Source organism: Paenibacillus assamensis DSM 18201 (assembly GCF_000422445.1).
GTDB lineage: Bacteria > Bacillota > Bacilli > Paenibacillales > Paenibacillaceae > Paenibacillus_B > Paenibacillus_B assamensis.
In genome coordinates, this window is sequence record NZ_AULU01000010.1 from 207,284 (window position 1) to 232,746 (window position 25,463).

General features: G+C 45.3%; 26 protein-coding genes and 1 tRNA gene. 18 read left to right on the plus strand and 9 right to left on the minus strand.

Going from position 1 to position 25,463, the window contains the following annotated elements; all coding sequences use genetic code 11:
• Positions 1-50 precede the first annotated feature (50 nt).
• Positions 51-275 carry a helix-turn-helix domain-containing protein gene (locus H580_RS0106990; RefSeq protein ID WP_028594140.1) on the plus strand — a complete coding sequence of 75 codons (225 nt, stop codon included), beginning with the start codon at positions 51-53 and terminating at the stop codon, positions 273-275.
• 253 nt (positions 276-528) lie between these two features.
• Here the strand turns inward: H580_RS0106990 and H580_RS0106995 are convergent, their stop codons facing one another.
• The 5 genes from H580_RS0106995 to H580_RS0107020 form a co-directional block, all read right to left on the minus strand.
• On the minus strand, positions 529-777 hold the full coding sequence (locus H580_RS0106995; RefSeq protein ID WP_028594141.1) for a hypothetical protein: 249 nt from the start codon (positions 775-777) through the stop codon (positions 529-531).
• A gap of 367 nt (positions 778-1,144) precedes the next feature.
• The gene (nagA, locus tag H580_RS0107000) at positions 1,145-2,320 is read right to left on the minus strand and encodes an N-acetylglucosamine-6-phosphate deacetylase (protein WP_028594142.1); all 1,176 of its coding nucleotides are present in this window, start codon (positions 2,318-2,320) and stop codon (positions 1,145-1,147) included.
• A complete protein-coding gene (nagB, locus tag H580_RS0107005; protein WP_028594143.1) occupies positions 2,313-3,041 on the minus strand; it encodes a glucosamine-6-phosphate deaminase in 729 nt (242 codons plus the stop codon). The genes nagA and nagB overlap by 8 nt, the downstream gene beginning before the upstream one ends.
• 8 nt (positions 3,042-3,049) lie before the next feature.
• Entirely contained in the window at positions 3,050-3,907 is an 858-nt protein-coding gene (locus H580_RS0107010) for a MurR/RpiR family transcriptional regulator (RefSeq protein ID WP_028594144.1), read from the minus strand.
• Between the two features lie 759 nt (positions 3,908-4,666).
• Positions 4,667-5,509 (minus strand): helix-turn-helix transcriptional regulator, encoded by an 843-nt coding sequence (locus H580_RS0107020; protein ID WP_028594145.1) that lies wholly within the window; start codon positions 5,507-5,509, stop codon positions 4,667-4,669.
• A 287-nt stretch (positions 5,510-5,796) separates the two neighbouring features.
• Here H580_RS0107020 and H580_RS0107025 point away from each other — a divergent pair, with 287 nt between their 5' ends.
• The 7 genes from H580_RS0107025 to H580_RS23625 all read left to right on the plus strand — a co-directional run bounded on the left by H580_RS0107025 (position 5,797) and on the right by H580_RS23625 (position 13,155).
• On the plus strand, positions 5,797-6,546 hold the full coding sequence (locus tag H580_RS0107025; RefSeq protein ID WP_084509030.1) for a sugar phosphate isomerase/epimerase family protein: 750 nt from the start codon (positions 5,797-5,799) through the stop codon (positions 6,544-6,546).
• Positions 6,547-6,606: 60 nt separating this feature from the next.
• Complete coding sequence (locus H580_RS0107030) at positions 6,607-7,689, plus strand: Gfo/Idh/MocA family protein (RefSeq protein WP_028594147.1); 1,083 nt, start codon at positions 6,607-6,609, stop codon at positions 7,687-7,689.
• Between the two features lie 150 nt (positions 7,690-7,839).
• A complete protein-coding gene (locus H580_RS0107035) occupies positions 7,840-8,808 on the plus strand; it encodes a sugar phosphate isomerase/epimerase family protein (RefSeq protein WP_028594148.1) in 969 nt (322 codons plus the stop codon).
• Positions 8,809-8,929: 121 nt separating this feature from the next.
• Positions 8,930-9,655, plus strand: a complete 726-nt coding sequence (locus H580_RS0107040; protein ID WP_028594149.1) for a ThuA domain-containing protein — start codon at positions 8,930-8,932, stop codon at positions 9,653-9,655.
• A 131-nt stretch (positions 9,656-9,786) separates the two neighbouring features.
• Positions 9,787-10,848 carry a Gfo/Idh/MocA family protein gene (locus H580_RS0107045; RefSeq protein WP_028594150.1) on the plus strand — a complete coding sequence of 354 codons (1,062 nt, stop codon included), beginning with the start codon at positions 9,787-9,789 and terminating at the stop codon, positions 10,846-10,848.
• Between the two features lie 379 nt (positions 10,849-11,227).
• Entirely contained in the window at positions 11,228-11,962 is a 735-nt protein-coding gene (locus H580_RS0107050) for a class I SAM-dependent methyltransferase (protein ID WP_028594151.1), read from the plus strand.
• Between the two features lie 101 nt (positions 11,963-12,063).
• On the plus strand, positions 12,064-13,155 hold the full coding sequence (locus H580_RS23625; protein WP_084509032.1) for an MBL fold metallo-hydrolase: 1,092 nt from the start codon (positions 12,064-12,066) through the stop codon (positions 13,153-13,155).
• Positions 13,156-13,277: 122 nt separating this feature from the next.
• On the opposite strand, the gene H580_RS23630 is transcribed toward H580_RS23625, so the two are convergent.
• Positions 13,278-13,874, minus strand: coding sequence for a phosphatidylglycerophosphatase A family protein (locus H580_RS23630; protein ID WP_051217307.1), 597 nt, complete (start codon positions 13,872-13,874; stop codon positions 13,278-13,280).
• 195 nt (positions 13,875-14,069) lie between these two features.
• On the opposite strand from H580_RS23630, the gene H580_RS0107065 reads away from it, so the two are divergent.
• The 4 genes from H580_RS0107065 (at position 14,070) to H580_RS0107080 (ending at position 18,204) form a co-directional block, all read left to right on the plus strand.
• The gene (locus H580_RS0107065) at positions 14,070-15,161 is read left to right on the plus strand and encodes a GerMN domain-containing protein (RefSeq protein WP_084509033.1); all 1,092 of its coding nucleotides are present in this window, start codon (positions 14,070-14,072) and stop codon (positions 15,159-15,161) included.
• Between the two features lie 133 nt (positions 15,162-15,294).
• Complete coding sequence (gene rph, locus H580_RS0107070; RefSeq protein ID WP_028594153.1) at positions 15,295-16,056, plus strand: ribonuclease PH; 762 nt, start codon at positions 15,295-15,297, stop codon at positions 16,054-16,056.
• Positions 16,057-16,061: 5 nt separating this feature from the next.
• Entirely contained in the window at positions 16,062-16,718 is a 657-nt protein-coding gene (rdgB, locus tag H580_RS0107075; RefSeq protein WP_028594154.1) for an RdgB/HAM1 family non-canonical purine NTP pyrophosphatase, read from the plus strand.
• Positions 16,719-16,902: 184 nt separating this feature from the next.
• Positions 16,903-18,204: a homocysteine synthase gene (locus H580_RS0107080; protein ID WP_028594155.1), complete on the plus strand. Its 1,302-nt coding sequence runs from the start codon at positions 16,903-16,905 to the stop codon at positions 18,202-18,204.
• 81 nt (positions 18,205-18,285) lie between these two features.
• Here H580_RS0107080 and asnB read toward each other — a convergent pair whose 3' ends face one another.
• Positions 18,286-20,139, minus strand: coding sequence for an asparagine synthase (glutamine-hydrolyzing) (gene asnB / locus H580_RS0107085; protein WP_028594156.1), 1,854 nt, complete (start codon positions 20,137-20,139; stop codon positions 18,286-18,288).
• A 143-nt stretch (positions 20,140-20,282) separates the two neighbouring features.
• On the opposite strand from asnB, the gene H580_RS23635 reads away from it, so the two are divergent.
• Genes H580_RS23635 through H580_RS26375 form a run of 3 tightly spaced genes read left to right on the plus strand, consistent with a single transcriptional unit; the run spans position 20,283 to position 21,128 of the window.
• On the plus strand, positions 20,283-20,594 hold the full coding sequence (locus H580_RS23635; protein ID WP_051217308.1) for a hypothetical protein: 312 nt from the start codon (positions 20,283-20,285) through the stop codon (positions 20,592-20,594).
• Between the two features lie 2 nt (positions 20,595-20,596).
• Positions 20,597-20,944, plus strand: coding sequence for a hypothetical protein (locus tag H580_RS0107095; protein ID WP_028594157.1), 348 nt, complete (start codon positions 20,597-20,599; stop codon positions 20,942-20,944).
• A 37-nt stretch (positions 20,945-20,981) separates the two neighbouring features.
• Positions 20,982-21,128, plus strand: coding sequence for a hypothetical protein (locus tag H580_RS26375; RefSeq protein WP_169449354.1), 147 nt, complete (start codon positions 20,982-20,984; stop codon positions 21,126-21,128).
• A gap of 96 nt (positions 21,129-21,224) precedes the next feature.
• Here H580_RS26375 and H580_RS0107105 read toward each other — a convergent pair whose 3' ends face one another.
• Together H580_RS0107105 and H580_RS0107110 are read right to left on the minus strand one after the other, a co-directional pair.
• Entirely contained in the window at positions 21,225-21,521 is a 297-nt protein-coding gene (locus H580_RS0107105) for a magnetosome magnetite crystal formation protein family (RefSeq protein ID WP_028594158.1), read from the minus strand.
• 335 nt (positions 21,522-21,856) lie between these two features.
• Positions 21,857-21,933: transfer RNA gene (locus H580_RS0107110), tRNA-Arg, on the minus strand.
• Between the two features lie 199 nt (positions 21,934-22,132).
• Here H580_RS0107110 and H580_RS23640 point away from each other — a divergent pair.
• From H580_RS23640 to clpP, 3 genes are all read left to right on the plus strand, one after another.
• Complete coding sequence (locus H580_RS23640; protein ID WP_245583512.1) at positions 22,133-23,065, plus strand: hypothetical protein; 933 nt, start codon at positions 22,133-22,135, stop codon at positions 23,063-23,065.
• A gap of 159 nt (positions 23,066-23,224) precedes the next feature.
• Positions 23,225-24,505 (plus strand): trigger factor, encoded by a 1,281-nt coding sequence (gene tig / locus H580_RS0107120; protein ID WP_028594159.1) that lies wholly within the window; start codon positions 23,225-23,227, stop codon positions 24,503-24,505.
• Between the two features lie 363 nt (positions 24,506-24,868).
• Positions 24,869-25,462, plus strand: a complete 594-nt coding sequence (gene clpP, locus H580_RS0107125; RefSeq protein WP_028594160.1) for an ATP-dependent Clp endopeptidase proteolytic subunit ClpP — start codon at positions 24,869-24,871, stop codon at positions 25,460-25,462.
• The last annotated feature ends 1 nt before the right edge of the window (position 25,463 follow it).

The window sequence follows — 25,463 nt, forward strand, 5'->3', positions numbered from 1 at the left end:
CCCTTAACCTTGTTAAATCTACACAAAACTCGGGCAAGGAGGGGTGACACTTGAAGGGCAGCGATCACAAGAGCAAATTCCTTTTAACCAACCGTGAACGTGAAGTCTTTGAATTGCTCGTACAAGACAAAACGACCCGCGATATCGCGCAACAGTTATTCATCAGCGAGAAGACGGTTCGAAACCACATCTCGAATGTGATGCAGAAACTAAATGTAAAAGGTCGTTCACAAGCGGTTGTCCAGCTTATTAAGCTTGGGGAGTTAAAAATCTGATAGCAGTTCACGCCCTTATCGTTTAACCTTTGTAATCTTGCCTTTACTGTCTCCTACGGTAAGCAGGAATAAAAGGTTATGGGATGAGCAAGTTCAAGCAGCTTGCATCAGATATAATTGAGCGTCCGCCACAGTGCTTTTGCGGGTACTGGCGGGGACGCTTTATTTTTTGCGCAGAACTAAGGATACAATAAGAAAAGTGACTACCTATGTCATCCAGGTAATCACTCTATACTTAAAACGTATTTAAAATTTAGGAATCACATTCCATGAGTTGTTCACGGCAGCTCATCATTTTCACCAACTGTGATTTCGGGTAGCCGTGCTGCTTCGTCTTCTCACTGCACATCGAGCAAGAGCAATGTACTTTGCCTTTGGCGAAGCGCCCTTCGTATTTGACCTGCCATTCCCGCCGAGCTGCTATTAGCTTCTTGCGTCGGATAATGCGTTTTCTTTGATGTCTAGCATATGCTTTGCTGCGATTTTTGTTATGAGGCTTCATGCCATCACGCTCCCTTGGATAAAGGCTCCGCCCATAGAGGACACCAAGGGAATTAGCTATTCCTCTACAGGCAGAGCGTGAGAGCGAGTGGATATAAAGATTGAATGATAGTAGGTCACCTGTTTCAAATAAAAATGGGCAAAATAATACAGATTAAGCTTCTTGCTGCATTTGCAAGTTGTGAATCTAACCATATGCAAATGATCATCACGAATATACGCTTATGTTATACGGGGTAGAACACTTTTTGTTGCGAATCATTGAGCACCATGTTTCATTTGCAAATAGAAAAAACCTTCAATGCCACTAAGAGAGACAGGGCAGGCCCTAAGTCTGTTTCCAGCGGTATTGAAGGTTTTAATGTAATTTAGCCTTTAGCTGTTCCTTTCACCCATACGTCTTTGACGTTCAGGTCACGGTCTGTCAGCACAAGGTCAGCTTGCTTGCCGACTTCGATGCTGCCTGTTACTTCATCAATGCCGATCAGTTGGGCAGGATTGATGCTCGCTAGGCGGGAAGCTTCTTCAAGCGACAAGCCTACTTGGTTGATGACGAAGCGAACGGCTTCGATCATCGTCAGCGTGCTGCCAGCAAGTGCTCCGCCCTCTGTAAGGCGGCATTCGCCGTCCTTCATCGTTACAGCAAGGCCGCCAAGCTCATATTGACCGTCAGGCATGCCTGCAGCAGCCATCGCATCAGTAATGAGCACAAGCTTGCCAGGTGCTTTGGCGCGAGCAAGCAGCTTGATGCAAGCAGGGTGAACGTGAATGCCGTCGGCAATAATTTCAGCCGTGATGCGGTCATCTGTTAACACTGCACCTGCAACGCCAGGATCACGATGGTGAACGCCCGTCATCGCATTGAACGTATGCACAGCTTGATTCAAGCCTGCATTTGCTGCGACAGTCATCTCATCGTACGTTGCACCTGTATGACCAGCCGCCACGTTAATGCCGTGAGTACGGCACCAGCGAATCGCTTCGAGCGATTCATTGCGCTCAGGCGCAAGTGTTAGCTGCTTCATAATACCAGGATGCTTCTCATGCCACTCTTGCAGCCACTCCAACTGAGGGTCCATCATATAGGCGTCGTTTTGAGCACCTTTATATTTTGGATTGACGAATGGTCCTTCCAAATGTAGACCTGCCAGCTGCGCATAGGACGAGCCGTTATGAATGTAAGACTCAACGGCAGCTACTACACTGCTAAGCGCTTCACGAGACTGTGTCATCGATGTTGCGAGCATCGCAGTCGTGCCATGTTCCATATGGAACTTTGTAATCGTATCGTAAGCTTCTGCTGTTGCATCCATGAAGTCGGCGCCAAAACCACCGTGGACATGAACATCAATAAAGCCGGGCAGCAGGTAGCCGTTGTCAGCGTCAATCGCATCGGTTAGCCAACCTTGTTCTGCTTCTGTCAGTTGCGCTTGCGTGCCGATATAGGCAATACGTCCATTCACGACTCGTACAATTCCGTTCGAAATCGTACCATTCAACGTCACAACTTGTGCATTTTTAATCGTAAAGGTTGTCTTATGCATGGAAATGTTTCGCCGCCTCTTTGTCGAGAAGTACCACAACGTTAGGATGTGTTTGCAGCAAGGATGCTGGCACTTCCGTCGTAATTGGACCCGTCAAAGCGCGGTGAACGATGTCTGCTTTTTCTGCGCCGCGAACGACAAGCATGACCATTTTCGCTTTAAGAATGGAACCTACACCCATAGTAATTGCTTGTGTAGGAACTTCGTCGATGGAGCTGAAGAAACGAGCATTCGCTTGGCGAGTTTCTTCTTTCAAGTTAACGACATGCGTACCTGCATGAAGCTCAGCGTCTGGCTCATTGAAGCCGATATGACCATTGTGGCCAAGACCGAGCAATTGAAGATCGATGGAAGCTTTAGCAAGCTGCTCATCGTAGGATTTGCTTTCTGCATCCAAGTCAGCTGCATTGCCGTTAGGTACATGTGTTTTTGCTTTATCGATATTAACATGGTTGAACAATTGCGCGTTCATGAAGGAACGGTATGTTTCTGGGTGATCAGCCGGAAGTCCGCAATATTCATCCAAGTTGTAAGATGTTACATCTTTAAAGTCAACATAGCCTTTCTCATTCAAGCGAATTAGCTCTTGGTAAATACCGATTGGTGTGCTGCCTGTTGCCAAGCCAAGAACAGCGGTAGGCTTCGTTTGGATAAGGCTTGCGAAAATACCTGCTGCGATTTGGTTCAATTCTTCGTTTGTGTTAAAAGTCATAATGTTCATTATGTCAATTACCTCCCTTTATCTTTACGGTACTTGCGTACCATGCGATACGATTGTTCTAGCATCGGAATATGATCGTCGAATGCTTCGCTGACCATGGCTGCGAACAACGTGTCAATCACGTGCAGCTGAGCGATTCGCGAAGCCATATCTCCTCTGCGCATTCCTTCTTCTAATGAAGATGCGAATAAGTTAATGTCAGCCAGCTCTGCTAATCGGCTGGAACCAACCTTGGAAAGTGATATCGTCGTTGCTCCGCGCTCCTTTGCGCATTGCAGCGCTTCAATCGTCTCAGGTGTTTCCCCTGAATAGGAAATCGCGACGACAACATCTTCCTCTGTCAAATTGGCTGCTGATGTAATTTGCATATGTGGATCTTGGAATGCGGTCGCCCGCTTGCCGATCCGAATCAGCTTCTGATAGAAATCAAGGGCTACGATACCGGAAGTAGCAACCCCATACAAATCAATTTGGCGTGCTCCATTCAAAGCAGCTACTGCCCGTGTCAAAGAAGGTATATCCAGTAGGCGAGTAGTATCTGCGATAGAACGGATATGGTTTGCCTCGATTGCCTTGACGATGTCCGCTAGCGGATTGCCTGCAATAATATCTTGATAAGTTAGCGGCGATGTCTGTTGCGCAAGATCGGCAGCAAGCTTCGTCTTAAAGTCGGGAAATCCACGAAAATGGAACGACTTGCAAAAGCGCGTCACGGTAGCTGCTGAGGTGCCAGACTGTTCTGCCAATTCTGTTATTCCCATAGTGACTACATTACTCGGGAACTGCAAAATATACGCAGCCAGCTTGCTTTCTTGTTGATGGAACTGATCATGTCGCTGCTCTATAGCATGTAGAATACTAGACAAAGCTATCAACCTTTACAATATTGATGTAAAAATCATTTTCGTAAACAAGATCATAGTTATGAAAATTATTTTAATGAGATATCCCTAGCATATAAGACATTCCCCTTGGTTGCAATAGCTTCAAACAAAGTTCATGGAAATACCATTTTTCTGTTAACTAAGCGGAGACAGGGGTGTATTTTCTAGTGGACATCCTTGTTAGATTGTCCCTTTTATGGGGAAACCAAAATAAAATTCGAATCGAAAGCTGCACTTGTAATTGCACCCATAACGAACCTACGGATTTCACTATATATTTCAAATTGGGAGCCCAAGTCGTTTCGCCATATGTGCTGCCAATTTATAGTAAGCTAAACTAAATTCATCAACGTATACTGATTAACTGTAAAGGGTAACCGGGAAATGGGAAACAATCGCTGTTTGTTACATTTGAGGCAGTCCTTATCGATGTGGTGGAATAGGTTAGGCTAGCTTTGGACAAAAGTGCAGTTATTTTTTCCATAGATGAGCTTGTAAGGGGGATTATCCGCAATAATGCAGTTATTTTTTCAGCTTTAGCTCCTTTAAGCGATTTACGCTGAAAATAACTGCATATTTGTCCTGTTTTGTTTCTAACAGCACAATTTTAAATAAAATAACTGCACTTTTGTCCATATCAATCAAGTAACCTTGTCGTCGCTCTTCTTAAACTTATTATCTTTAAACGCTTGAGCTTCATGTTCAGCTGTAACGTTCATACTTCTTGCTCATCTTTAACGATCATCTACCCAGTGTACGTTGTTCACGATACTGGCTAGGGGACAAGCCCAGTCGTTTTTTAAATGTGCGATGAAAATATGTATAGCTCTGAAACCCGCACATCTCCGCGATTTGTTCCAATGACATATAGCCATGCAGTATTCGTTCACATGCCATATTCAAACGGCAATCTATAGCGTAATCCATAATCGACTTTCCTGTTGCGCCCTTAAATAAATGAGAGGCACGAGATTCGCTAAGTTGAACATGCTCAGCAACATCTCTAATCGTGAACGGATCGGCTGAAGATTGCTCAATAAACTGCTTCATTTTGAGTACCGTCCGAGGCAAACCATGCGCTTCGCTAAGTTCAGGTCCTGCTAACGTCCGTTCCATGTAGCGAAACAATACATACGTTAGATGCTCAACGATATCGTTCATGTTCGTAGGGTCTAGTCGATGCTCCATCATAATCTCCCGCCAAATGGCTAATATACGATCTTCCAAATCAATCTCAACGAGTGGTTCGTTGACGTGCTCATCCCACCATTGCTCCACCATAGGTCCATTTATAATTAAATAGTAATCAAGACTGTGCACCTTAGTTAGCGGGATAAGTCGCTCGGGGTCGGTATAACCAATTTTTAAGTTGTAATAATCTCCTGGTTTAAGCAGCAAAAGGCTTCCGGGCTTAATCGGTCGGTCTGTTCCATCTATGGTTGTGTGGCCGCTTCCCTCTAGCTGCAATCGAATTAAGTAGTGTTTCATTTCTGGAATAATCAAATTATGTGCTTTGGAATGACGGGCATGTCCAGAAAATAAAACATCGATGGGTCGTGTTGTCATTGTCGGTGATTGTTCCATTTCACTGCCTCATTTCATTCGTAGTCGTGTACAGCATTCACCTTTACTACTAGTATATGCAGCAGAATTGTTCATGTATAGACTATATCCTTCATTCTCAGTCAGAGGAGGATATGGCACAATGAAACCATCAATAAGAAAGCGCTTTACTTTTTGACTTGTTCATGGCTTTTTACCGAAATCATTTCTGATTTACGATATTTCTTGTTTTAAATTGTAGTTTTTAATTTGAATCGTTGCATGATGGTTTTAAAAAATATGTTCCAATGACGATGAGGTGGATTGGCATGCAAATTGGCTTGCAGCTGTATACCGTTCGGGATGAAGCAGCACGCGACTTCACAGGTACGCTCGCTCGAGTAGCAGAGATGGGGTATGAGGGCGTTGAATTAGCTGGTTACGGCAACCTGAAACCGGAGGAGCTGGCATCAACACTTAACAGCAATGGCTTGCAGGTAGCAGGCAGTCATGTAGGTATAGAGCAGTTGGACAAACATTTAGATGAGCATATTGAAATGAGCTTGGCTATTGGCAATCGGTATTTGATCTGCCCATGGTTGGATAAGGCGCAGTACGAAACGATGGATGCACTGAAACATACAGCATCTATATTGGAGCAAGCAGCGGACCAAGCTGGCAAGTACGGCATCCAGATTGTATATCACAATCATGAATTTGAATTTACAACAGCAGTGGCAGGCAGGACGGTGCATGATTGGATTTTTGAGCTTGTACCATCTACAAAATTGCTTGCGGAATTAGACGTATGCTGGATTCAATATGCAGACTTTGAACCACTCGATGTAATTGTACAGCATGCGAAACGACTACCGCTTATTCATTATAAAGATTTGAAACGTACGCCAGAAGGCCCGCTTACCGTAGAACTCGGACAAGGCGAAATTGATCTTGTCGCGGTTGCTCGTACTGCTGAAGAAATTGGTGTGGAATGGCTTATCGTTGAGCAGGACAACACACAGCGATGCGCCATGGAAAGTTCAGCAGCTAACTTGGCTTGGATAAAGAATCATCTGTAAATTGACATCATTTCAAACATGCAAACAGCGTTGGCTGTCCAAATAGGAGGAGGAATCGTTATGTCTAACGTGTATCGAATTGCGATTATTGGTTGTGGTGGTATTGCGAACGGCAAACATATGCCGTCCTTGGCTAAGCTTAAAAACGTAGAAATGGTAGCATTCTGCGACATTGAGGAAGAGCGCGCACAGGAGGCGAAAGAAAAGTACGGTACAGCGGAAGCAGTTGTAACAACGGACTATAACGAACTGCTTGCAGACAAAACGATCGATATCGTTCATGTATGTACACCGAATGATTCTCATGCGGAAATTACGATCGATTTCTTGGAAAATGGCAAGCACGTTATGTGTGAGAAGCCAATGGCGAAGACAGCAGCAGATGCGCGTCGTATGGTTGAGGCAGCTGAGCGTACAGGTATGAAGTTAACAGTTGGCTATAACAATCGGTTCCGTTCAGACAGTCAGTATTTGAAGAAAGTATGTGAAGCTGGGGATCTTGGCGACATCTACTTCTCCAAAGCACATGCCATTCGTCGTCGTGCAGTGCCGACATGGGGCGTATTCCTTGACGAGGAGAAGCAAGGTGGGGGACCGTTGATCGATATCGGCACACATGCGTTGGACTTAACGTTGTGGATGATGGATAACTATGAGCCAAAGGTTGTACTCGGATCGTCATTCCATAAGCTTGGCAGCCGTAAAGATGCAGCAAATGCCTGGGGACCATGGGACCCAGAGAAGTTCAAAGTAGAAGATTCTGCTTTCGGTATGATTGTTATGAAAAATGGTGCGACGATCATGTTGGAATCGAGCTGGGCGCTTAATGTTACGCAAGTTGGTGAAGCGATGTGTACATTGAGCGGGACAGAAGGCGGCGCAGATATGTGGAACGGTCTGACGATCAATGGTGAGAAGCACAGCCGCTTGTACGAGCAAAAGATCGAAATGAATAGTGGCGGCGTTGCGTTCTATGATGGCGAGACAGAGAGCGCTCCTGATCTTGAAATGCGTCTATGGATCGATGCAATCGAGAATGACAAAGAACCAATCGTTACGCCGAAACAAGCTTGTGTTGTTTCTGAAATACTTGAGGCAGTATACGAATCAGCAAGCACAGGGAAAGCCGTATACTTCGAATAGATTAGATGTGAATCAAAATGAGAGTAGCATTGTAGCCATTGGGTGATACGTATCAAAACGACAAAGTAGCATATCACGCAGCACACAGCCTTACAGTAAACGGAAAAAGGTCAACAAGTATCAAATGGGGATTTCAAAGGAGGAATGGCAATGAAACTGGGTGTATTTACAGTGCTGTATGGACAGCTTGCATTGGAAGAGGCATTAGATACGATTGCTGCTAAAGGTGTGGAGGCAGTCGAAATCGGAACAGGAGGTTACCCAGGGAACAAACATGCGAATCCGCATGAACTGCTTGCGGACCGCGCGAAGCTAGAAGCATTTCGCGAGGCGGTTGCATCCAGAGGCATGACGATTAGCGCGTTTAGTTGTCATGGCAATCCGCTTCATCCGCAAGCGCCGATTGCGAAAGCGTTCCATGATGATTTCATGGCCACGATCGACTTGGCTGCAGAGCTTGGTGTTCCTGTTGTAAATGGCTTCTCTGGCTGCCCTGGTGACCACGAAGGTGCGAAGTATCCGAACTGGCCGGTGGCGCCATGGCCGAATGATTTCCAAGAAATTTTGGACTGGCAGTGGTCACAGAAGGTCATTCCCTACTGGAAAGAAATTGGCCAATATGCGGCTCAGCGCAATGTGAAAATTGGTCTGGAGCTTCACGGTGGCTTCTCTGTGCATACGCCAGCTACATTGCTCAAATTGCGTGAAGCAGTAGGTGAAGTAATCGGAGCTAACTTGGACCCTAGCCACATGTGGTGGCAAGGTATCGATCCCGTACAAGCAATACGCATTCTTGGTCGTGAAAATGCGATTCATCATTTCCATGCGAAAGATACGACTATCGATCCTGTAAATGTACATCGTCATGGTATTACGGATATGCAGTCTTACTCCAACATGCTTGACCGTGCATGGCAGTTCCGTACAGTCGGCTACGGGCATGATGCGAAGACGTGGGCGGATATGATTAGTGCGCTGCGTTTAGTAGGCTATGATTATGTGATTAGCATTGAACATGAAGATGGCCTGATGTCGATCGATGAGGGCTTCACAAAAGCTGTTCAAGCGTTGCAGCCTATTTTGATGAAAGAGCCGTTAGGTGAAATGTGGTGGGTGTAAGCCTCTAGCCAATTTCATTTTATACATTCGCGCATTTCGAAATTAAATAACTGCCCAATTAGCGTGAGCTAAATGTGGATCTATTATATTTCATAACATAGATAATAGGAGCGGAGCCATCATGACACAACCAATTAAAGTTACGATATGGAATGAATATCAGCATGAGAAACGCAATCCAAAAGTAGCAGACATTTATCCGAACGGCATTCATGGTGCAATCGGCGATGGACTTGGTTCCTCGTTCGTGGTTCGTCACGCAACTTTGGATATGCCTGAGCATGGATTGACAGAAGAAGTGCTTAATGACACTGATGTCTTGCTTTGGTGGGGCCATTTGGCACACGGAGACGTGGACGATGCGATCGTAGAGCGTGTGTACAACCGTGTTTTGCACGGGATGGGACTAATTGTTCTTCACTCTGGACACTTTTCGAAAATATTTAAGAAGCTTATGGGCACATCTTGCGATCTAAAGTGGCGTGAGGCTAACGACAAGGAGCGCCTATGGGTAGTAGCTCCAGGCCATCCGATTGCAGAAGGCATTGGCGAATATATAGAGCTTGAAGCCGAGGAAATGTACGGTGAGCATTTTGATATTCCGCAGCCAGATGAACTCGTATTCGTTAGCTGGTTCAGCGGTGGTGAAGTGTTCCGCAGCGGCTGTACGTACACGCGCGGCCAAGGGAAGATCTTCTACTTCCGTCCAGGTCATGAGACGTATCCTACGTATCATAACGAACACATTCAACGCGTTATCCGCAATGCAGTTGAGTGGGCGAAGCCATCTACACGCAGTTATCCAGCGTATGGTCACGCACAGCCGCTAGAGTCATTGGACGGATAATAGAGTAGTAAGCCAATAACCTGCCTTCTATGTAGAGGGCAGGTTATACCCCTATCAAATCATTTACCTCTACTAAGCCATCTGGCAGGAGAGAGGATACAATTTATTCATAGAGACTGGACGTGTGGAAGATGACAGCAAATATGGAACGCAGGCTGCGTGTAGGTGTAATTTCAACGGGAGGCATTTTCCGCGGTGCTCATATGCCTGCTTTTCTGGCCAATCCGCATACGGAGATCGTCGCGGTGTGCGATACGCACAAACCTTCCGCTTGTGCCGTAGCGGATGAGATCGGACAAGTTCGCGTATATACAGAGTGGGAAGAGATGTTGGATCAAGAAGAGCTTGATATTATCGATATTTGCTCGCCTAACTATTTACATGCACCGTTGGCAATTGCGGCATTGGAGAGAGGGTTGCATGTATTTTGTGAAAAGCCGGATGCGATCCGTCCTGATGAAGCAATCCGGATGAAAGAGGCAGCAGAGAAAAGCGGAAAAGTACTAATGGTCATGCGCAATAACCGTTATCGCTCACGTCCAAAGTTCCTGAAGCAGTGGATTGCGGAAGGCGGTGCAGGTCATTTGTACACAGGCCGCTGCGGCTGGATACGCCGGAAGGGTATCCCAGGCAAAGGTGGCTGGTTTACGACGAAAGAGCTGTCTGGTGGCGGGCCGCTTATTGATCTTGGCGTTCATATGATTGATTTGTCGATGTGGCTAATGGGCAATCCGAAGCCGATTGCAGTAACAGGAGCGACGTACAGTCATTTCGCTCAAACAACGATTGAAGGTGAATCCCGACATGTTGAAGGGAATACGTATGATGTTGAGGATCTAGCAACAGGCTTTATTCGCTTTGACAATGGAGCGACGCTTCAAGTTGAGGTTAGTTGGGCATCTCATATTGAAGAAGACGACGTATTTGTAGAAATGCGAGGTACTAAGGGCGGCTTCTCTATGCGCAATGAGACATTTAAGCTGTTTACCGACATCGGTGGACAATCGGTCAACTCAGAACCGCAGGTTCCAATTGGAGGCTGGGGGCATCAGGAAAATGTGAATCATTTTGTTGATGTTGTACTTGGTCGAGCAGAGCCGGAGTTTACACCAGAACAAGGTGTAGACATGATTCGTATTTTAGAGGCGATGTATCAGTCAGCTCGTGAGGGTCGCGAGATTCGCTTGGACTAGGCGATTGTGAAGATGTTAAGAAGTTGATTCATTCAAATTCAGGATGGACCTTGTATAAGCCGAAAGATTATAGTTTGAGATGCGATTAGAAAAAATAGGAGACTGTTACATAACGAGTTGCAAGGTTGACCGCGACTAGTTCTGGGCAGTCTTTTCTTTTTATGATAGGTGATATGACAGGTGATGAAGAAATGATAAGAGATTTCTGCTGGTAAAGAATCGAGGAAAGCACGGTTAACAAATGCTTCCCTAACAGGTACAATAGTGGAATAGCATGAAGCGTCATACGAAACCGAAACGATGTGTGCTGCGTGTGCTGCACCTATGACTCCTATGTCGCTTGTATGTCTATGGCTGTATTTTATAGAGGTGGATGAAAATGAAAGCATGGTATGAACAAAGCTTTGGTGAAGATTATTTGCTTGTATACAAGCATCGCGATATGCAGGGTGCTGTAGAGGAAGTTCAACGAATGGTTAGTTGGTTGGAGCTCCCTGAAGGCGCGCATATATTGGATTTATGCTGCGGGATGGGGCGTCACTCGCTTGCACTTGCAGAAGCGGGTTATCAAGTGACAGGAATGGATCTGTCAGAGGTGCTGCTTCGTGAGGCGCGTCTTCATGACCAAGCAGAGCAAGTCGAGTTCGTTTACGGTGATATGAGAAAGCTGCCATTTGAAAATACGTTTGATGCGGTCGTCAATGTATTTACATCGTTTGGCTACTTCGAGAAAGACGAAGAGAATAGCCATGTTATTGCAGAAGTAAGCCGCGTACTTAAGCCTGGTGCACCGTTCCTTATTGACTTTTTGAACCCTACATATATAGAAAGTCATTTGGTTGCAGAGTCGGAGCGGGAAGACGAAGGTAATCGAATCACAGAAACGCGTAAGATCGAAGATGGATGCGTCAAGAAACACATCATTCTTACACACTTGGAAACGGGTGAGGTTCGTCACTACGATGAGCGGGTTAAACTGTACAGTCGAGAGTCGTTTGAGCAAATGTTCTCCGCAGCTGGATTACAGCTGGATGCCGTATTTGGAGGCTATGACGGGGTATCCTACGATTCGGAGACATCGAAAAGATTGATTATGATCGGGCACAAACGTTAATTTTTCAACTCACATGTTCAATCATTTATTTAGGCATACATGTCATACATCTGAAAGTGAAATCCCTAGACTTTAACGGAAATAGAGAGGAAGTTGAAAGGATGGCAGAGGCGAAGCGTTGGCAAGGTCAGGCATGGGCTGAGGGTGAACATTGGAGTATTACCGTTTGGCAGGATGAGCATAAGCAGTTGGAGCCCATTTATCAGATTCGTATCCCGCTGCCTTTCTCGCTTCGTTGGGTGAATGCCTATGCGATGCGAGAGTCGGATCATAACGAATGGACGATTGTAGATCCTGGTTTGCGGACACCACAAGCAGAAGCGGCATGGCAGGAAGTGTTGGACAAGTTATCTATATATGCTGGTTCTCTGCGCCAAATTATATTAACTCACTATCATCCCGATCATTTAGGTATGGCGGGTTTGCTACAGCAGAAGTATGACGTTCCGGTCGTATTGTCACGCATCGGCTGGCAGCATGCGATTATGCTATGGGGTGAAGGCAATCAAATGGCACAGCAGATACAGCAATTAATGCGCATGCATGGTGCACCTGAAGAGGTCATGGGGATGCTTGGGGAGCATATGGATAGCTTTGAGACATGTGTAAGCCCCCTTCCAGAGGTGACATTTATAAATGATGGAGATGAGCTTGTGTTCGGTGGGCGAACATGGACAGCTATAGAAACGCACGGTCATGCGCCTGGCCATATAAGCTTTTACCATAAAGAGCATGGATTGCTCCTTGCAGGCGATCATGTGCTGCCACAGATTACACCTAATGTGAGTTATTTGCCTGGCAGTGATCCGCAGCCGTTGCAGCTGTATTTAGAAGGGTTGAAAAAGCTGTCTGCATTAGAGGTGGAACTTGTATTGCCCGGTCACCGCAATCCATTTTATAAATATCATTCTCGTATTGATTACTTACTTCAGCATCATGAAGAGCGTCTGGCTGAATGGCATACTATACTTATGCGTGAACCGATGACGGCTTATCAGTTATGTACGCGCATCTTTGGAAATATTGGACGGCTTACGGTGCACCAATTCCGATTTGCAATGGGAGAGACGCTGTCGCATTTAATAGAGCTTGAACGCCGTGGGCAAGTTCATTGTGAGCATTCTCAGGGGCAAGTGGGAGACGCCTATATGTGGAGTGCCTCTAAGAAGCGAGCAGTGTGTACAATCAGCTAATAGATGAATCATTTGAACGAACAACAAGGTTGTCCGAATTTGGCGCTCTTTCAAGTGCCACGGACAACCTTGTTTATTTTGTACATATTTCAAATTGTTCATGGTATTTAAATAAGCTAAAACTAGCCCTCTAATTCCGCCTTCGCTGCAGCGGCTTGCAATTCAGCAAGTTGACGCATATGCTCCATATCTTCCTCGCGCTCCGCTTGCTTGCGGTGAGCGATACGACTGCTTGCGGCAGCAGCAATTGCCCCGACAATATCATCCAAGAAGGTATGAATATGTCCATCATTTTTGTCGTTTAGGCGCTCAAGGACACCGGCTTTCATTTTATCTACATAACCAAAGTTCGTAAATCCAATACTTCCATACACATTAACGATAGAAAAAGCTAAAATTTCATCCACGCCGTACAGGCCCTCATCATTTTCAACCATTTCCTGCAGAGCAGGGATGAGCTTGCCTTCCTCAGCCATCATATCTAGCTGGATACCTGTCAAAATGGCATTTTGCACTTCGCGTTTGCGAAGCACTTGATCCACACTGTATGTGCAATACTCCAATGTAAGTTCCGGGTAATACTTTTGCTGTAAGAACAAGACGAGCTCAGCAATATGTTCAAGCTCGATGCCGCGCTTCTTAAGTAAGTCTCTTGTCACCGATTCTACCAATTCGCTATTCAAACTGTATGGCTTTTTTTCATGGTTTTCTGTGCTCATGTTAGTCACCTCATTATATGTTCTTTCATGTATTAGCGATTTATCCTACAAGTTAAGCATGCATCTTTCCAACAAAAATTGCAAATCTGGTCATGTTCCTGCCTGCTTGTTCGTATATATAGGACAAACAGGTGCGTTGACAGGCTAGGTTGTGTGTCGTTCGCATCACTACCGTTCAAGGAGGAATATATAACAATGAATCATGTATCTACCTCTGTATCTTCACGCTCCCGTCTGTCACGTCTTGGAATGTTGGCTGGTTTACTAACGGTGACCGTTGGCTTGACCGCATGCGGTGGCGAAAGTGCTATTGACGCTCCTCCATTGGATGTGGAAATGCAAATGCTTCAGCAAATCGAAAATAATGCGAGCGGTGTACAAGGGACAAGCTTGCGCATCGGAGATGAACAAGCGAAGCCGAATATGACCGTGTATGCACGTGATCGATATGGATATTTAGCCCCTATCGGGTATCAATGGAACGCGAAAACCAGTGATGAGCTTGCCAAGGCGGCGTTGGAGCTTCTTATTGAAGGGGGAAGTCATGCGGCGAAGCTGCCGTCCGATTTTAAGGCGACGATTCCGAAAGGAACAAAAGTCACACAACTGTCGATTAAGCCTGAGCAGCAGCTTGCCATTGTAGAGTTCTCCGATGAGTTCCATCAATACAAAACGGAAGACGAGCGCAAAGTACTCGAATCCATCGTTTGGACGCTAACTTCACTGCCTGATGTGAAGCATGTTCAACTATGGATGAATGGGGAACGCTTATCGGCAATGCCAGTAGGGGATACGCCAATTGATGGCCGTTTATCACGGAGCTTCGGCATTAATTTAGAAAGGGCGGACGGAGTAAGTGATATGTACTCCACGCCAGTTACGTTATATTTCACTGCTCTTACGGAGAAGGGCAAAGCATATTATGTGCCTATTACAAGATTGATTACACCATCTAATGACCCGTTGACCTCCACTCTTGAGCAGATGGTGGCAGGTCCGCTTAATGCGAATCAGTTGTCACGAGTTTTGACGGAAAATACGAAGATTGGAAAGATCGAGCATAAGGGCGATCTTGTGACAGTTAACTTGGAAGATACGATGTTTGAACAGGGGGATAAAGTTCCGTCTGAATTGATTAAAGCGGTTGTATTATCGTTGACGGAACGACCGGACATTGGGAAAGTTCAAGTGCTTGTTAACGGAGTTAAGGATATTACAGGCACAGATAACAAAAACTATTCAGAGCCTGTATCACGTGTAGAAGCTGCTCCTGTATGGAAAGGCTAATGTGCGACTGTCCTGTAGCGGGCTGAGACTTATATTTTGCATGGCCAAAGATGCTTTTCATCCGTGACTTTGTTAAAATAGGAATGATCTAACTAAATGGTGGTCATGTTGAAGTAATGTAGGAGGCACAACAATGAGAAGCAACGGACGAAAGGCGGATGAGCTCCGCCCGATTACAATTCGTACGAATACGAATAAATATGCGGAAGGATCAGTATTCATTGAGGTTGGCGACACAAAAGTATTGTGTACGGCAACGGTTGATGAGCGAGTTCCTCCCTTTCTTAAAGGACAAGGAAAAGGCTGGGTTACAGCTGAATATGCAATGCTGCCACGTGCTACGCAAACGAGAAATCAGCGTGAAGCCAACCGTGGTAAATTAACGGGGCGTACGATGGAAATTCAACGCTTAATCGGTCGCGCATTGCGTTCGGTAGTAGATTTGCATGCATTGGGTGAGCGTACTGTTACGTTGGACTGTGATGTCATTCAAGCGGATGGCGGAACACGTACGACTTCAATAACAGGTGCTTTTGTAGCGATGGCTATCGCGCTTAATAAAGTAGCTGAGCAGCATTCGTTGAAGAAGTTCCCTATTACCGACTTCCTTGCATCGGTTAGCGTTGGTGTTGTCGAGGAAAAGGCTGTATTGGATTTGAACTATGAAGAGGACTCTACAGCAAAAGTCGATATGAACGTTGTGATGACGGGAAGCGGCAAATTCGTAGAGGTTCAAGGAACAGGTGAAGAGAGCCCGTTCTCACGTGCAGAGCTAAATGATCTGCTTGCGTTGGGTGAGAAAGGGGTGCTCGATATGATCGGGCATCAGAAAGACGCACTTGGAGCGATTGCAGACAAGATTACGGCTGCAGCAGCATCCAACAAGGAGGCATAAAACGAATGCCTGTCGTGGGAGATACAATCCTTGTTGCAACTCGAAATGCCGGTAAAGTGCGTGAGTTTACGCTTGCTTTTAGCGCGCTTGGCCTCCAAGTGAAGAGCTTGGCAGACTACCCTCTCATTCCTGATGTAGAAGAAGACGGTGAAACTTTTCTTGAAAATGCGTTCAAGAAGGCGATGACCGTTGCGGAGGCGCTTCGCATTCCTGTGCTGGCAGACGATTCAGGCCTTGCTGTTGAGCGTTTACAAGGCGAGCCAGGTGTATATTCCGCCCGCTACGCAGGAGAACACGGCAATGATGAGGCAAACAATGCCCGCTTAATCAACAATCTGCAAGTATTAAAGGCTGACAGCGAGCAATATGTGCTGGCGGATGGAGAAGAGGCGGTAGGACTAAGTGCTGCACAATTTGTGTGCGCGCTAGTGCTGTATGATCCAAACACGAAACAGTCCTATGAAGCAGTTGGAACCTGTGATGGTGTCATCGTTGAACAGCCGCGAGGGAACTATGGGTTTGGCTATGATCCGCACTTCTACGTTCCATCCTATGAGCGAACGATGGCAGAGTTGGCTCCAGAGGAAAAACAACGTATAAGCCATCGAGGCGAGGCGTTGCGCTTATTGATGCAGCGCTTGTCTTTGGGTGTCGGGCATTAATCTTTTCTTTAATGCCGATAATTCCGAGTGAAAAAGTATAAAATATTCCTTAATCCTATAGACATCTGATCCGTCTTCCGATAAGGTAGTATACATAAAGGCACCTTTGCAGCGTATATGTGTAAAGGTGCCTTTCTTCACATCAATATAATTCCAAATTGTGGACGGGGAAGGATGGTTTAAGATGAGTGAGGAGTATCAGTACGAATTGGAGACGCTAGCTATTCATGCGGGGCAAGAAGTGGACCCTGCAACACAATCAAGAGCAGTGCCGCTATACCAGACGACCTCTTACACTTTTAAAGACACCGACCATGCGGCCAATTTGTTCGGCCTGAAGGAATTTGGCAACATCTATACACGCATTATGAATCCGACAACGGATGTGTTTGAGAAGCGTGTGGCCGCATTGGAAGGCGGTGTAGGTGGCTTAGCAACTGCTTCTGGTCAGGCGGCGATTACATTTGCCATCTTGAATATCGCAGGGGCAGGAGACGAAATTGTTTCTTCCTCGACCTTGTATGGCGGCACGTATAATCTATTCGCCAATACATTAGCGAAGCTGGGCATTAAAGTTCATTTCGTAGATGCAAGTAATCCCGAAAATTTCCGCAATGCCATTACTCCCAAGACAAAAGCGCTTTTTGCCGAATCTATAGGCAACCCTAAAGGCGATGTGCTTGATATTGAAGCAGTAGCCGAAGTCGCTCACAGCAATCATATTCCTCTCATCGTAGATAATACATTCCCTAGTCCTTATTTATTGCGCCCAATCGAACATGGCGCTGACATTGTCGTTCATTCAGCTACCAAATTCATTGGCGGACATGGCACTTCGATTGGTGGCATCATTGTAGATAGCGGTCGCTTTGATTGGGCTGCAACTGACAAATTCCCTGGTTTGACAGAGCCTGATCCAAGCTATAATGGCCTCGTGTATACAGAAGCTGTAGGATCGCTTGCTTACATTATTAAGGCCCGTGTTCAATTGCAGCGTGATCTTGGCGCAAGTTTATCGCCATTCAATGCTTTCCTGCTGCTGCAAGGTTTGGAAACTCTTCATTTGCGTGTGGAGCGTCATAGTGAAAATGCCTTAAAGGTAGCTCAATACCTGGAGCAGCATGAAGCCGTGCAATCGGTAAGCTACAGCGGGCTGCCGAGTCATCCTTCCTATGCGCTAGCACAAAAATATTTGCCGAATGGCCAAGGGGCCATTGTAACATTCGAAATTAAAGGTGGCGTGGAAGCAGGCCGCAAAGTGATTGAGAACGTCAAGCTGCTCTCTCACTTAGCCAATGTCGGAGATTCGAAATCACTCATTATTCATCCTGCGAGCACAACGCATTTGCAGCTGTCAGCAGATGAGCAATTGTCAGCAGGTGTAACGCCTGGACTTATTCGTTTATCGGTTGGTACAGAATCGATAAAAGATATTATTCATGATCTTGGTCAAGCGATTGCAGCTAGCCAGTTAGCCCGTGTTTGATACATTGCTGTATATATAAAAGTAAAAGAGCCGCTTTTCCCGCAGAGCTCCTGCGAAAAGAAAAGCGGCTCTTGCTGTTGTCTAGAATCGAACTTGCACCTGATATGTTCTCATCCAATAATCAACTTGCAGCAGGTAAGCGAACAACTGAGGCCCAGACATGAGCTGACCGAACCAAGGTAGATGGGAGCTAGCTTCTTCGGAGGCAGCGATTGTGCGAATGCGATCAGCTTGAATAAATGTATGAAGTGGAGAATTGGGATCGTCCAATCGTTCCAATACTTGCGAGCGTACAGCATTGAGATAACTTGGATTGTGGGTTTTTGGATAAGGACTTTTTTTGCGATATAACACATCGTGCGGAAGCAGCCCTTCTAGTGCTTTGCGAAGCAGTCCCTTTTCCCGGTGGCCATGCGTTTTAATGGACCATGGCACATTGAATGCATATTGCACTAAGCGATGATCCGTATAAGGCACGCGTACTTCAAGCCCAACGCCCATGCTCATTCGGTCTTTGCGATCAAGTAAGGTGGGCATAAATCGCGTGATATTCAAATAAGACATTTTTCTCATTCGACTAGCGGCTTCATCTTCTCCTTTGAGTAGGGGGACTTCAGCAACAGCTTGCGCATAACGGTCAGACGCGTACTGTTCTCCTTTTATCGCATCAGCAATTTCCGGCTTCAATAGGCTGGCTCTAAGGGGAACGGATAATGCCCATGGGAAGGTGGAGGCGGATAATGCTTCTTCTCTATGGAACCAAGGATACCCGCCGAACACTTCATCAGCGGCTTCTCCAGATAAAGCGACCGTAGCGTGTTTTTTAATTTCACGGCAAAATAAATACAACGATCCGTCAATGTCCGTCATGCCAGGTAAATCTCGAACATGAACAGCTGTTGTCAAAGACTCAACTAATTCAGGAGTATCAAATTTAATAAAATGATGTTTCGTTTGCAGCTCTTCCACCATTCGTTTGATCCAAGGTTCATCCGCATTTGGTTGGAAGCTATGTGCTTTGAAATGTTTATCGTTGTCCACGTAATCGACGGAAAAGGTGTTTACCTGACCTAAACCATTCCGCTTGTAATGCAAGGCAGTCAGTGCGGTTAAAGCACTGGAATCAAGCCCGCCAGACAGCAACGTACAGACGGGAACATCAGATACAAGTTGGCGTTCAACTGTATCCAGTAATAGTTCTCTGACATGTTGGGCGGTTTCTTCTTCATTATGCTCGTGTTCATAGCTTTCAAGCTGCCAATAGGTGGATAAACGGCTTCCGTTGCGATCATAGGTTAGTGTTTTGCCAGGTCGTACTTCTCGCAGCTGTTTGTATATGCCATGTCCGGGGGTTCGGGCAGGACCAACGATAAAAATTTCAGCAACCCCTTCTGAACCAATTGTTGGTGATATGTTCGGGTGTTTCAGTAAAGATTTAGGTTCGGAACCAAAAGCAAACCAGCCTTCCCCTTCCGCATAGAAGAGTGGTTTAACTCCAAGCCGATCACGAGCCATGAACAGTCTCTGTTCGGCTTCTTCCCACACAGCAAAAGCGAAAATGCCGTTCAATCGATCTACACAGCTTTGCTTCCATTCGATGTATGCAATCAAAAGTACTTCTGTATCACATTGGGTGCGAAACTTGTGGCCCTTCTGAAGCAGATCCTCCTTTAATTCACCTGCATTGTAAAGTTCACCGTTATACGCAATTGCATAAGTGCCGCTTTCGTGATGGATGACCATTGGTTGAGCGCCATTTGTTGGATCGATGACAGCTAGTCTGCGATGGCCGAGTGCACATGAACCTGCAATCCAAGTTCCTTTGGCATCAGGTCCCCTTGCTGTCAACGTTTCCGTCATTTGCTCAACGATGGCTGTATTATGGCTCAAGGCGAGGTCGCGGTTCCAATCGATCCATCCTGTTATTCCACACATAAGTTGTTCATCCTCTCTGCTCCGATACTACCGAGAAGACCGATGACCGAGCTGTCTATAAATCAAGATAATATCATGGGTATGCAGGAAGCCGGATAAGATGTATGTCCACCGGGGGAAGCTAACAAAAAAGGAGGGGTGATGTGAGTCGTCATACGTATTATGTTTCGGTTCATGCTCGAACCGTGCTCCCTTATTCCACGCAAGGCGATGAGTGGATTATTCATGCAACAGAGGATGAAGCAGCAGCGATTCTAGGTCAATTCTCCAAGTTGGAGGAGGCTGAGACAGAGGCATTATACCGTGGGTTTAATCCGATCATTGATGTGCCTGAGGTGGAGCTGAATGCTCGCAGTCAACAGGTTGTTGATGATATTTACAACATCATCGCTAAGCTAGGAACGTCAACTACGAAGCAAGCATTGTCCCAAATAAGGCATGAGGAAGGGGGATAATTGTGATTGATATTCAACAAGCTCATTTTAAAAAAACGACAACAGTTGACGGGAAATTATGTGCAGAGGTCGAAATCATTCCTTTTGGCCGAACAGGGAATTTACTTGCTTATGTAACTGCTATTCCAAATGGTGGCTACGAAATTGTTCGGGTGCTTCAGGCTCATGTAGATGGAGGTGCCGCTCAAGTGGCGCCTGACGTTCATCAAGCGCTGGAGTCTGTGGCAGAAGAAGAGTTTAGCGATGATACGTTCGGCTGTGATTGGAAAGCAAAAGCACATTTTCTTGATAATTTATTAGCTTGTCCTGAAGTGCGTTCCCAATTGGATTCTCTTAACGAGCAGTCATGATTGTACCCATAACACGTAACAGGAGGCGTCTTAAACTATGACAGAATCATTTAAGGACAATAAAGGAAATAAATATGCGCATCAACAAAATCATGCCCATGATGTCATTATGAAAAATGTAAAGCATCCTGCACAAAAAAATCCATGGGATGGCAGCAAACGGGATAGTAGTAAAAAAGGGTAGACTAACAAGTGAATCGAATGGTTTGGGCAACAGGCGATTAGCTCTATGTTACGAATAGGGAGCTGCGCCTGTTGCTCTTTTACTCCTATTACAACACTAATTCGCTTCCCGAAGAACTTTAACCCCCATAATGATGTTCCAGACGAAGATAAAGAAAGTCAGAATAGCCGCTAAAAGAGTCAATCCAAAGCTAACTACAAATTCTCCACCGAACAAGGAAATGAATACGAATACAATAAAGGCAAAAGGAAGTAGTTGAGAAATTAGGGCATAACCTGCATGCTTACGAGTATAGCTATTATCGGCAATGAACAGTACGACAAGCGGCAGCAGCACCCCTGCGAAAAAGATGCTGAAGTAACTTAAAGCGGCAAGTAAATGTTTCGAAGACAAAAGGAATCACCTCTTTACTTTTTCTAAGAGTAGCATATGCGGAATAGGAATGTTTATTTTCTAGAGTTTACCCATTTTGGAGAGGTTGTAACAAAAGTAGAAGCGGAGAAGTTGAGACTAATATAGTTTTTTACAAAATGCTGCTTACCTAATGTAGTATATTTCGTGTATTGTCTGGATTTCGGAATAGGTTGTGTAAAAAATGTGTAAAATGATTTCAGTTTCAATCGTGTTCTGCGGGGTAATATACAAATATAAAAATCCCCAGAACCCTTAATTCATAAGGATTTCTGGGGATTTGATGTATAAATCAATCTGCGTTAAAATGAAATAACTGGCGTCCCAGGAGGGATTCGAACCCCCGACCGACGGCTTAGAAGGCCGTTGCTCTATCCTGCTGAGCTACTGGGACAAATAATAACAACATCACTGATAATATCAAAAAATGAGAATGGATGCAATAGTTTGAGTTATCTTTTTTTTCTTTCAATTTGTTACAGAAGCTAAACAGTGTAATGTCAGCAGTATCCCAGTGTATGGTATAATGAATAAACCCGACATAGTGAAGGGACCATGTGGCCTGAACAGCTGACTAGCTGACAAGAAGGTAGGTGCTACTTATTACGGAACATAATCAATCGAAACCAAATGTCGTATTGTTTCCAAAAACATACGAATATTATCAAATGGAACTGACACGCATGCTGGAGTCTGAGCGTTATGCAGAGGCTGTGGCGCTGTTAAAGTTCCTATTGCAATGCAGTGGAGACAATGAAGAGAGCCGAATTGAATGGCAAGCACTGCTCGAATGGCTGCTGCAAGCTTTTCCATACCTGCAAGATGAAGCGGAACAACCTTTTATACATAATATTCAACAAGCGGAAGAAGATGTGTCCGAGCAAGATGTGATGCGTTCACAAGTGTTGGAGAAACAGCAGATGGATGAGCAATATATAGCGAAGATGCTTGAACGGTTGCAGGAAACTCCTTTTGATGAGAAAAAGTGGTTTATATTGGAGCAGCTGACCGTAGCAGAAGATGCTAATTTGAATGATGAACTTATCTATTTGCTGGAAACGAAGAAACTGCATCCTATTGTTCAATTCGGGATTTTACAGACACTGTGCAAACGAGGAATGACAGGTGCTGTTACCTTTTACCGTGGAAATGAGCAGTGTGTAGTAGATATTGAACATACGCCTCTTGATTATGCCTCATATCCTTCAGCCTTATTAGCGCCAGCAGAGCGGGTGCATGAGGTTGTTGCACTTCGTGAACCGTCCATTGCCTACTTTGCTCAAGAAATATGGCATCAGTTTATCAAGGCTATCTATGGAACATCGCAATATGAACAGTTGCGCAGCGGTTCAGAAGCTGAGGTGAATGCCTGGTCTGCAGCGCTTCATCGCATAGTGGCAGGGCTTCTTCAGCTTCAAGAGGAAGAGTCTGTAGTGAAACAAATTTATCATATAAACAGTGATTCACGTATCGTTTATGAACAGGCATTGCGATCATTAGCTAAGTCGTTCCGACCAGAATCTTGACGAATTATGGCGAGGCTTGACAACGCGGCTTAGGGCACACATAATGGCAAAGGTGTTGCCTTGAAAAACGCTATAGCTTCGGCTATAATGTAATGGTTATTTCAAGAACGTGTAAGCTATGATCTAGCTATGTGATCTTTTTGGAGGGGAAGGCATAAAATGAAAGCAACTTGGGAAAAAATAGAGAGTAACGTTGGTGTCCTTGAAGTTGAAGTTAACGCAGAGCGCGTAACTGAAGCTTTGGATCAAGCATTTAAGAAAGTTCAGAAGCGCGCAAGCGTTCCTGGCTTCCGTAAAGGTAAAGTGCCTCGCACAATTTTCGAAGCAAAATACGGTGTAGAGAGCCTCTACCAAGACGCAATCGACATCTTGCTGCCTAAAGCATACGCTGAAGCAGTTAAAGAAACATCGATTCAACCTGTTGATCAACCAGAAGTTGACGTTGAGCAATTCGCTAAAGGCGAAACGTTCAAGTTCAAAGCTAAAGTAACAGTTAAGCCTGAAGTTAAATTGGGCGACTACAAAGGCCTTAGCGTTGAGCAACAATCTGTTGAAGTAACAGAAGAAGACATGAGTGCTGAGTTGGAGCGTTTGCAACAACGTCATGCTGAACTAGTAATCGTTGACGAAGATACTGCAAAGAGCGGTGACACAGTAGTTATCGACTTCGAAGGTTTCGTTGATGGTGAAGCATTTGAAGGTGGACAAGCAGAGCGTTACAGCTTGGAGCTTGGTTCCAATTCCTTCATTCCTGGCTTCGAAGACCAATTGGTTGGCCTTGGAACTGGCGACTTCAAAGATGTTGAAGTTACATTCCCTGAGCACTACCACGCTGAGAACCTTGCAGGCAAGCCTGCTCTGTTCAAAGTGAAATTGCATGAAATCAAGCGTAAACAGCTTCCAGTATTGGATGATGAGTTCGCTAAAGATGTGAGCGAGTTCGAAACGCTTGACGAGTACAAAGCTGATTTGAGCAAGCAGCTTCAAGAACGTAAAGAGCGCGAAGCAGCAGCAGCACGTGAAGCAGCAGTAGTAGAAGCAGTATCTGCTAAAGCTGAAGTTGAGATTCCACGTTCCATGATCGAATCCGAGATTCAACACATGGTTAAAGATCTTGACAACCGTCTGCGCATGCAAGGTATGAACATGGATATGTTCTTGACTCTTTCTGGCCAAACCATTGCTGACCTTCGTGAGCAAATGCAGAAAGAAGCAGACGTTCGTGTGAAAAACAACCTCGTTCTTGAGCAAGTTGCGAAGGCTGAAAGCCTTGCTATCTCTGATGAAGAGCTAGCAGAAGAGCTTGAGAAGATGGGACAAGCTTACCAACGTCCTGCGGATGAAATCCGTACGATCTTGGAGAAGAACGGTACTATCAACAACCTTCGTGAGGAAGCGCTGCTCCGCAAGACAATCAAATTTCTTGCAGACAACAACTAATCGCATACAAGCTGAGGGTTAAACCCTCAGTTCAACATGACAAGGCACGTCAATCACGTATTGCGTGCCTTGTTTTTCCTCCTTTTTATAGGCGCTTCTCCTGATGAGTATGTATAGCGTCTTTTATCATATCGTTTGACTCCATTGAAAACAGTGTACATATTTAATAGGTTCATGCTCCATGAACAAACCATGAAACATGCTGGATGTTCCGCCAGTTAAGCAATTCCTTTGTAGTTTTGAGGAATGAGACTAAATACATAACATAGCGTCATACACTGTAATAACGGTGTGATATGACATTGATTACGGAACGTGATAAAATAAGCTAGTATAGCCTGATAAAGAAAAGAGGTCGGTACCATGAATTTGATTCCTATGGTCATCGAGCAGACCAATCGGGGCGAACGCTCATACGACATTTACTCCCGATTACTGAAAGACCGCATCATCTTCCTAGGAAGTGCAATTGATGATGATGTTGCAAATAGCATAATTGCTCAATTGTTGTTCTTGGAAGCAGATGATCCAGAAAAGGATATTCACTTATATATCAATTCTCCAGGTGGTTCAGTTACGGCTGGACTTGGTATATTGGATACAATGCAGCATATTAAGCCTGATGTATCTACCATTTGCGTGGGGTTGGCTGCGAGCATGGGCTCGTTGTTGCTCACAGCAGGAGCACCTGGCAAGCGCTTTGCGTTGCCAAATGCGGAAGTTATGATACACCAACCGCTTGGTGGTGTTCGTGGCCAGGCAACAGATATTAAGATTCATGCGGATTGGATCATTAAGACGAAGCAGAAGCTGAATCAGATCTATGTTGACCGTACAGGCCAACCGTATGATAAGATTGACCGCGATACAGATCGCGATTACTTTATGAGTGCGGATGAAGCGAAAGAATACGGCCTTGTAGATGCTGTAATTCATTCCGGCACGGCTTTGAAGTAAG

What these genes read in the sequence shown, in the direction of transcription:
- H580_RS0107065 (WP_084509033.1), top strand. Translation starts at nt 14,070, where the DNA reads ATGAATCATGTATCTACCTCTGTATCTTCACGCTCCCGTCTGTCACGT.
- H580_RS0107025 (WP_084509030.1), top strand. Translation starts at nt 5,797, where the DNA reads ATGCAAATTGGCTTGCAGCTGTATACCGTTCGGGATGAAGCAGCACGC.
- tig (WP_028594159.1), top strand. Translation starts at nt 23,225, where the DNA reads ATGAAAGCAACTTGGGAAAAAATAGAGAGTAACGTTGGTGTCCTTGAA.
- H580_RS23630 (WP_051217307.1), bottom strand. Translation starts at nt 13,874, where the DNA reads ATGAGCACAGAAAACCATGAAAAAAAGCCATACAGTTTGAATAGCGAA.
- rdgB (WP_028594154.1), top strand. Translation starts at nt 16,062, where the DNA reads ATGCCTGTCGTGGGAGATACAATCCTTGTTGCAACTCGAAATGCCGGT.
- H580_RS26375 (WP_169449354.1), top strand. Translation starts at nt 20,982, where the DNA reads ATGACAGAATCATTTAAGGACAATAAAGGAAATAAATATGCGCATCAA.
- H580_RS0106995 (WP_028594141.1), bottom strand. Translation starts at nt 777, where the DNA reads ATGAAGCCTCATAACAAAAATCGCAGCAAAGCATATGCTAGACATCAA.
- clpP (WP_028594160.1), top strand. Translation starts at nt 24,869, where the DNA reads ATGAATTTGATTCCTATGGTCATCGAGCAGACCAATCGGGGCGAACGC.
- H580_RS0107020 (WP_028594145.1), bottom strand. Translation starts at nt 5,509, where the DNA reads ATGGAACAATCACCGACAATGACAACACGACCCATCGATGTTTTATTT.
- H580_RS0107080 (WP_028594155.1), top strand. Translation starts at nt 16,903, where the DNA reads ATGAGTGAGGAGTATCAGTACGAATTGGAGACGCTAGCTATTCATGCG.
- H580_RS0107040 (WP_028594149.1), top strand. Translation starts at nt 8,930, where the DNA reads ATGACACAACCAATTAAAGTTACGATATGGAATGAATATCAGCATGAG.
- H580_RS0107035 (WP_028594148.1), top strand. Translation starts at nt 7,840, where the DNA reads ATGAAACTGGGTGTATTTACAGTGCTGTATGGACAGCTTGCATTGGAA.
- asnB (WP_028594156.1), bottom strand. Translation starts at nt 20,139, where the DNA reads ATGTGTGGAATAACAGGATGGATCGATTGGAACCGCGACCTCGCCTTG.
- H580_RS0107050 (WP_028594151.1), top strand. Translation starts at nt 11,228, where the DNA reads ATGAAAGCATGGTATGAACAAAGCTTTGGTGAAGATTATTTGCTTGTA.
- rph (WP_028594153.1), top strand. Translation starts at nt 15,295, where the DNA reads ATGAGAAGCAACGGACGAAAGGCGGATGAGCTCCGCCCGATTACAATT.
- nagA (WP_028594142.1), bottom strand. Translation starts at nt 2,320, where the DNA reads ATGCATAAGACAACCTTTACGATTAAAAATGCACAAGTTGTGACGTTG.
- H580_RS23625 (WP_084509032.1), top strand. Translation starts at nt 12,064, where the DNA reads ATGGCAGAGGCGAAGCGTTGGCAAGGTCAGGCATGGGCTGAGGGTGAA.
- H580_RS0107045 (WP_028594150.1), top strand. Translation starts at nt 9,787, where the DNA reads ATGACAGCAAATATGGAACGCAGGCTGCGTGTAGGTGTAATTTCAACG.
- nagB (WP_028594143.1), bottom strand. Translation starts at nt 3,041, where the DNA reads ATGAACATTATGACTTTTAACACAAACGAAGAATTGAACCAAATCGCA.
- H580_RS0107030 (WP_028594147.1), top strand. Translation starts at nt 6,607, where the DNA reads ATGTCTAACGTGTATCGAATTGCGATTATTGGTTGTGGTGGTATTGCG.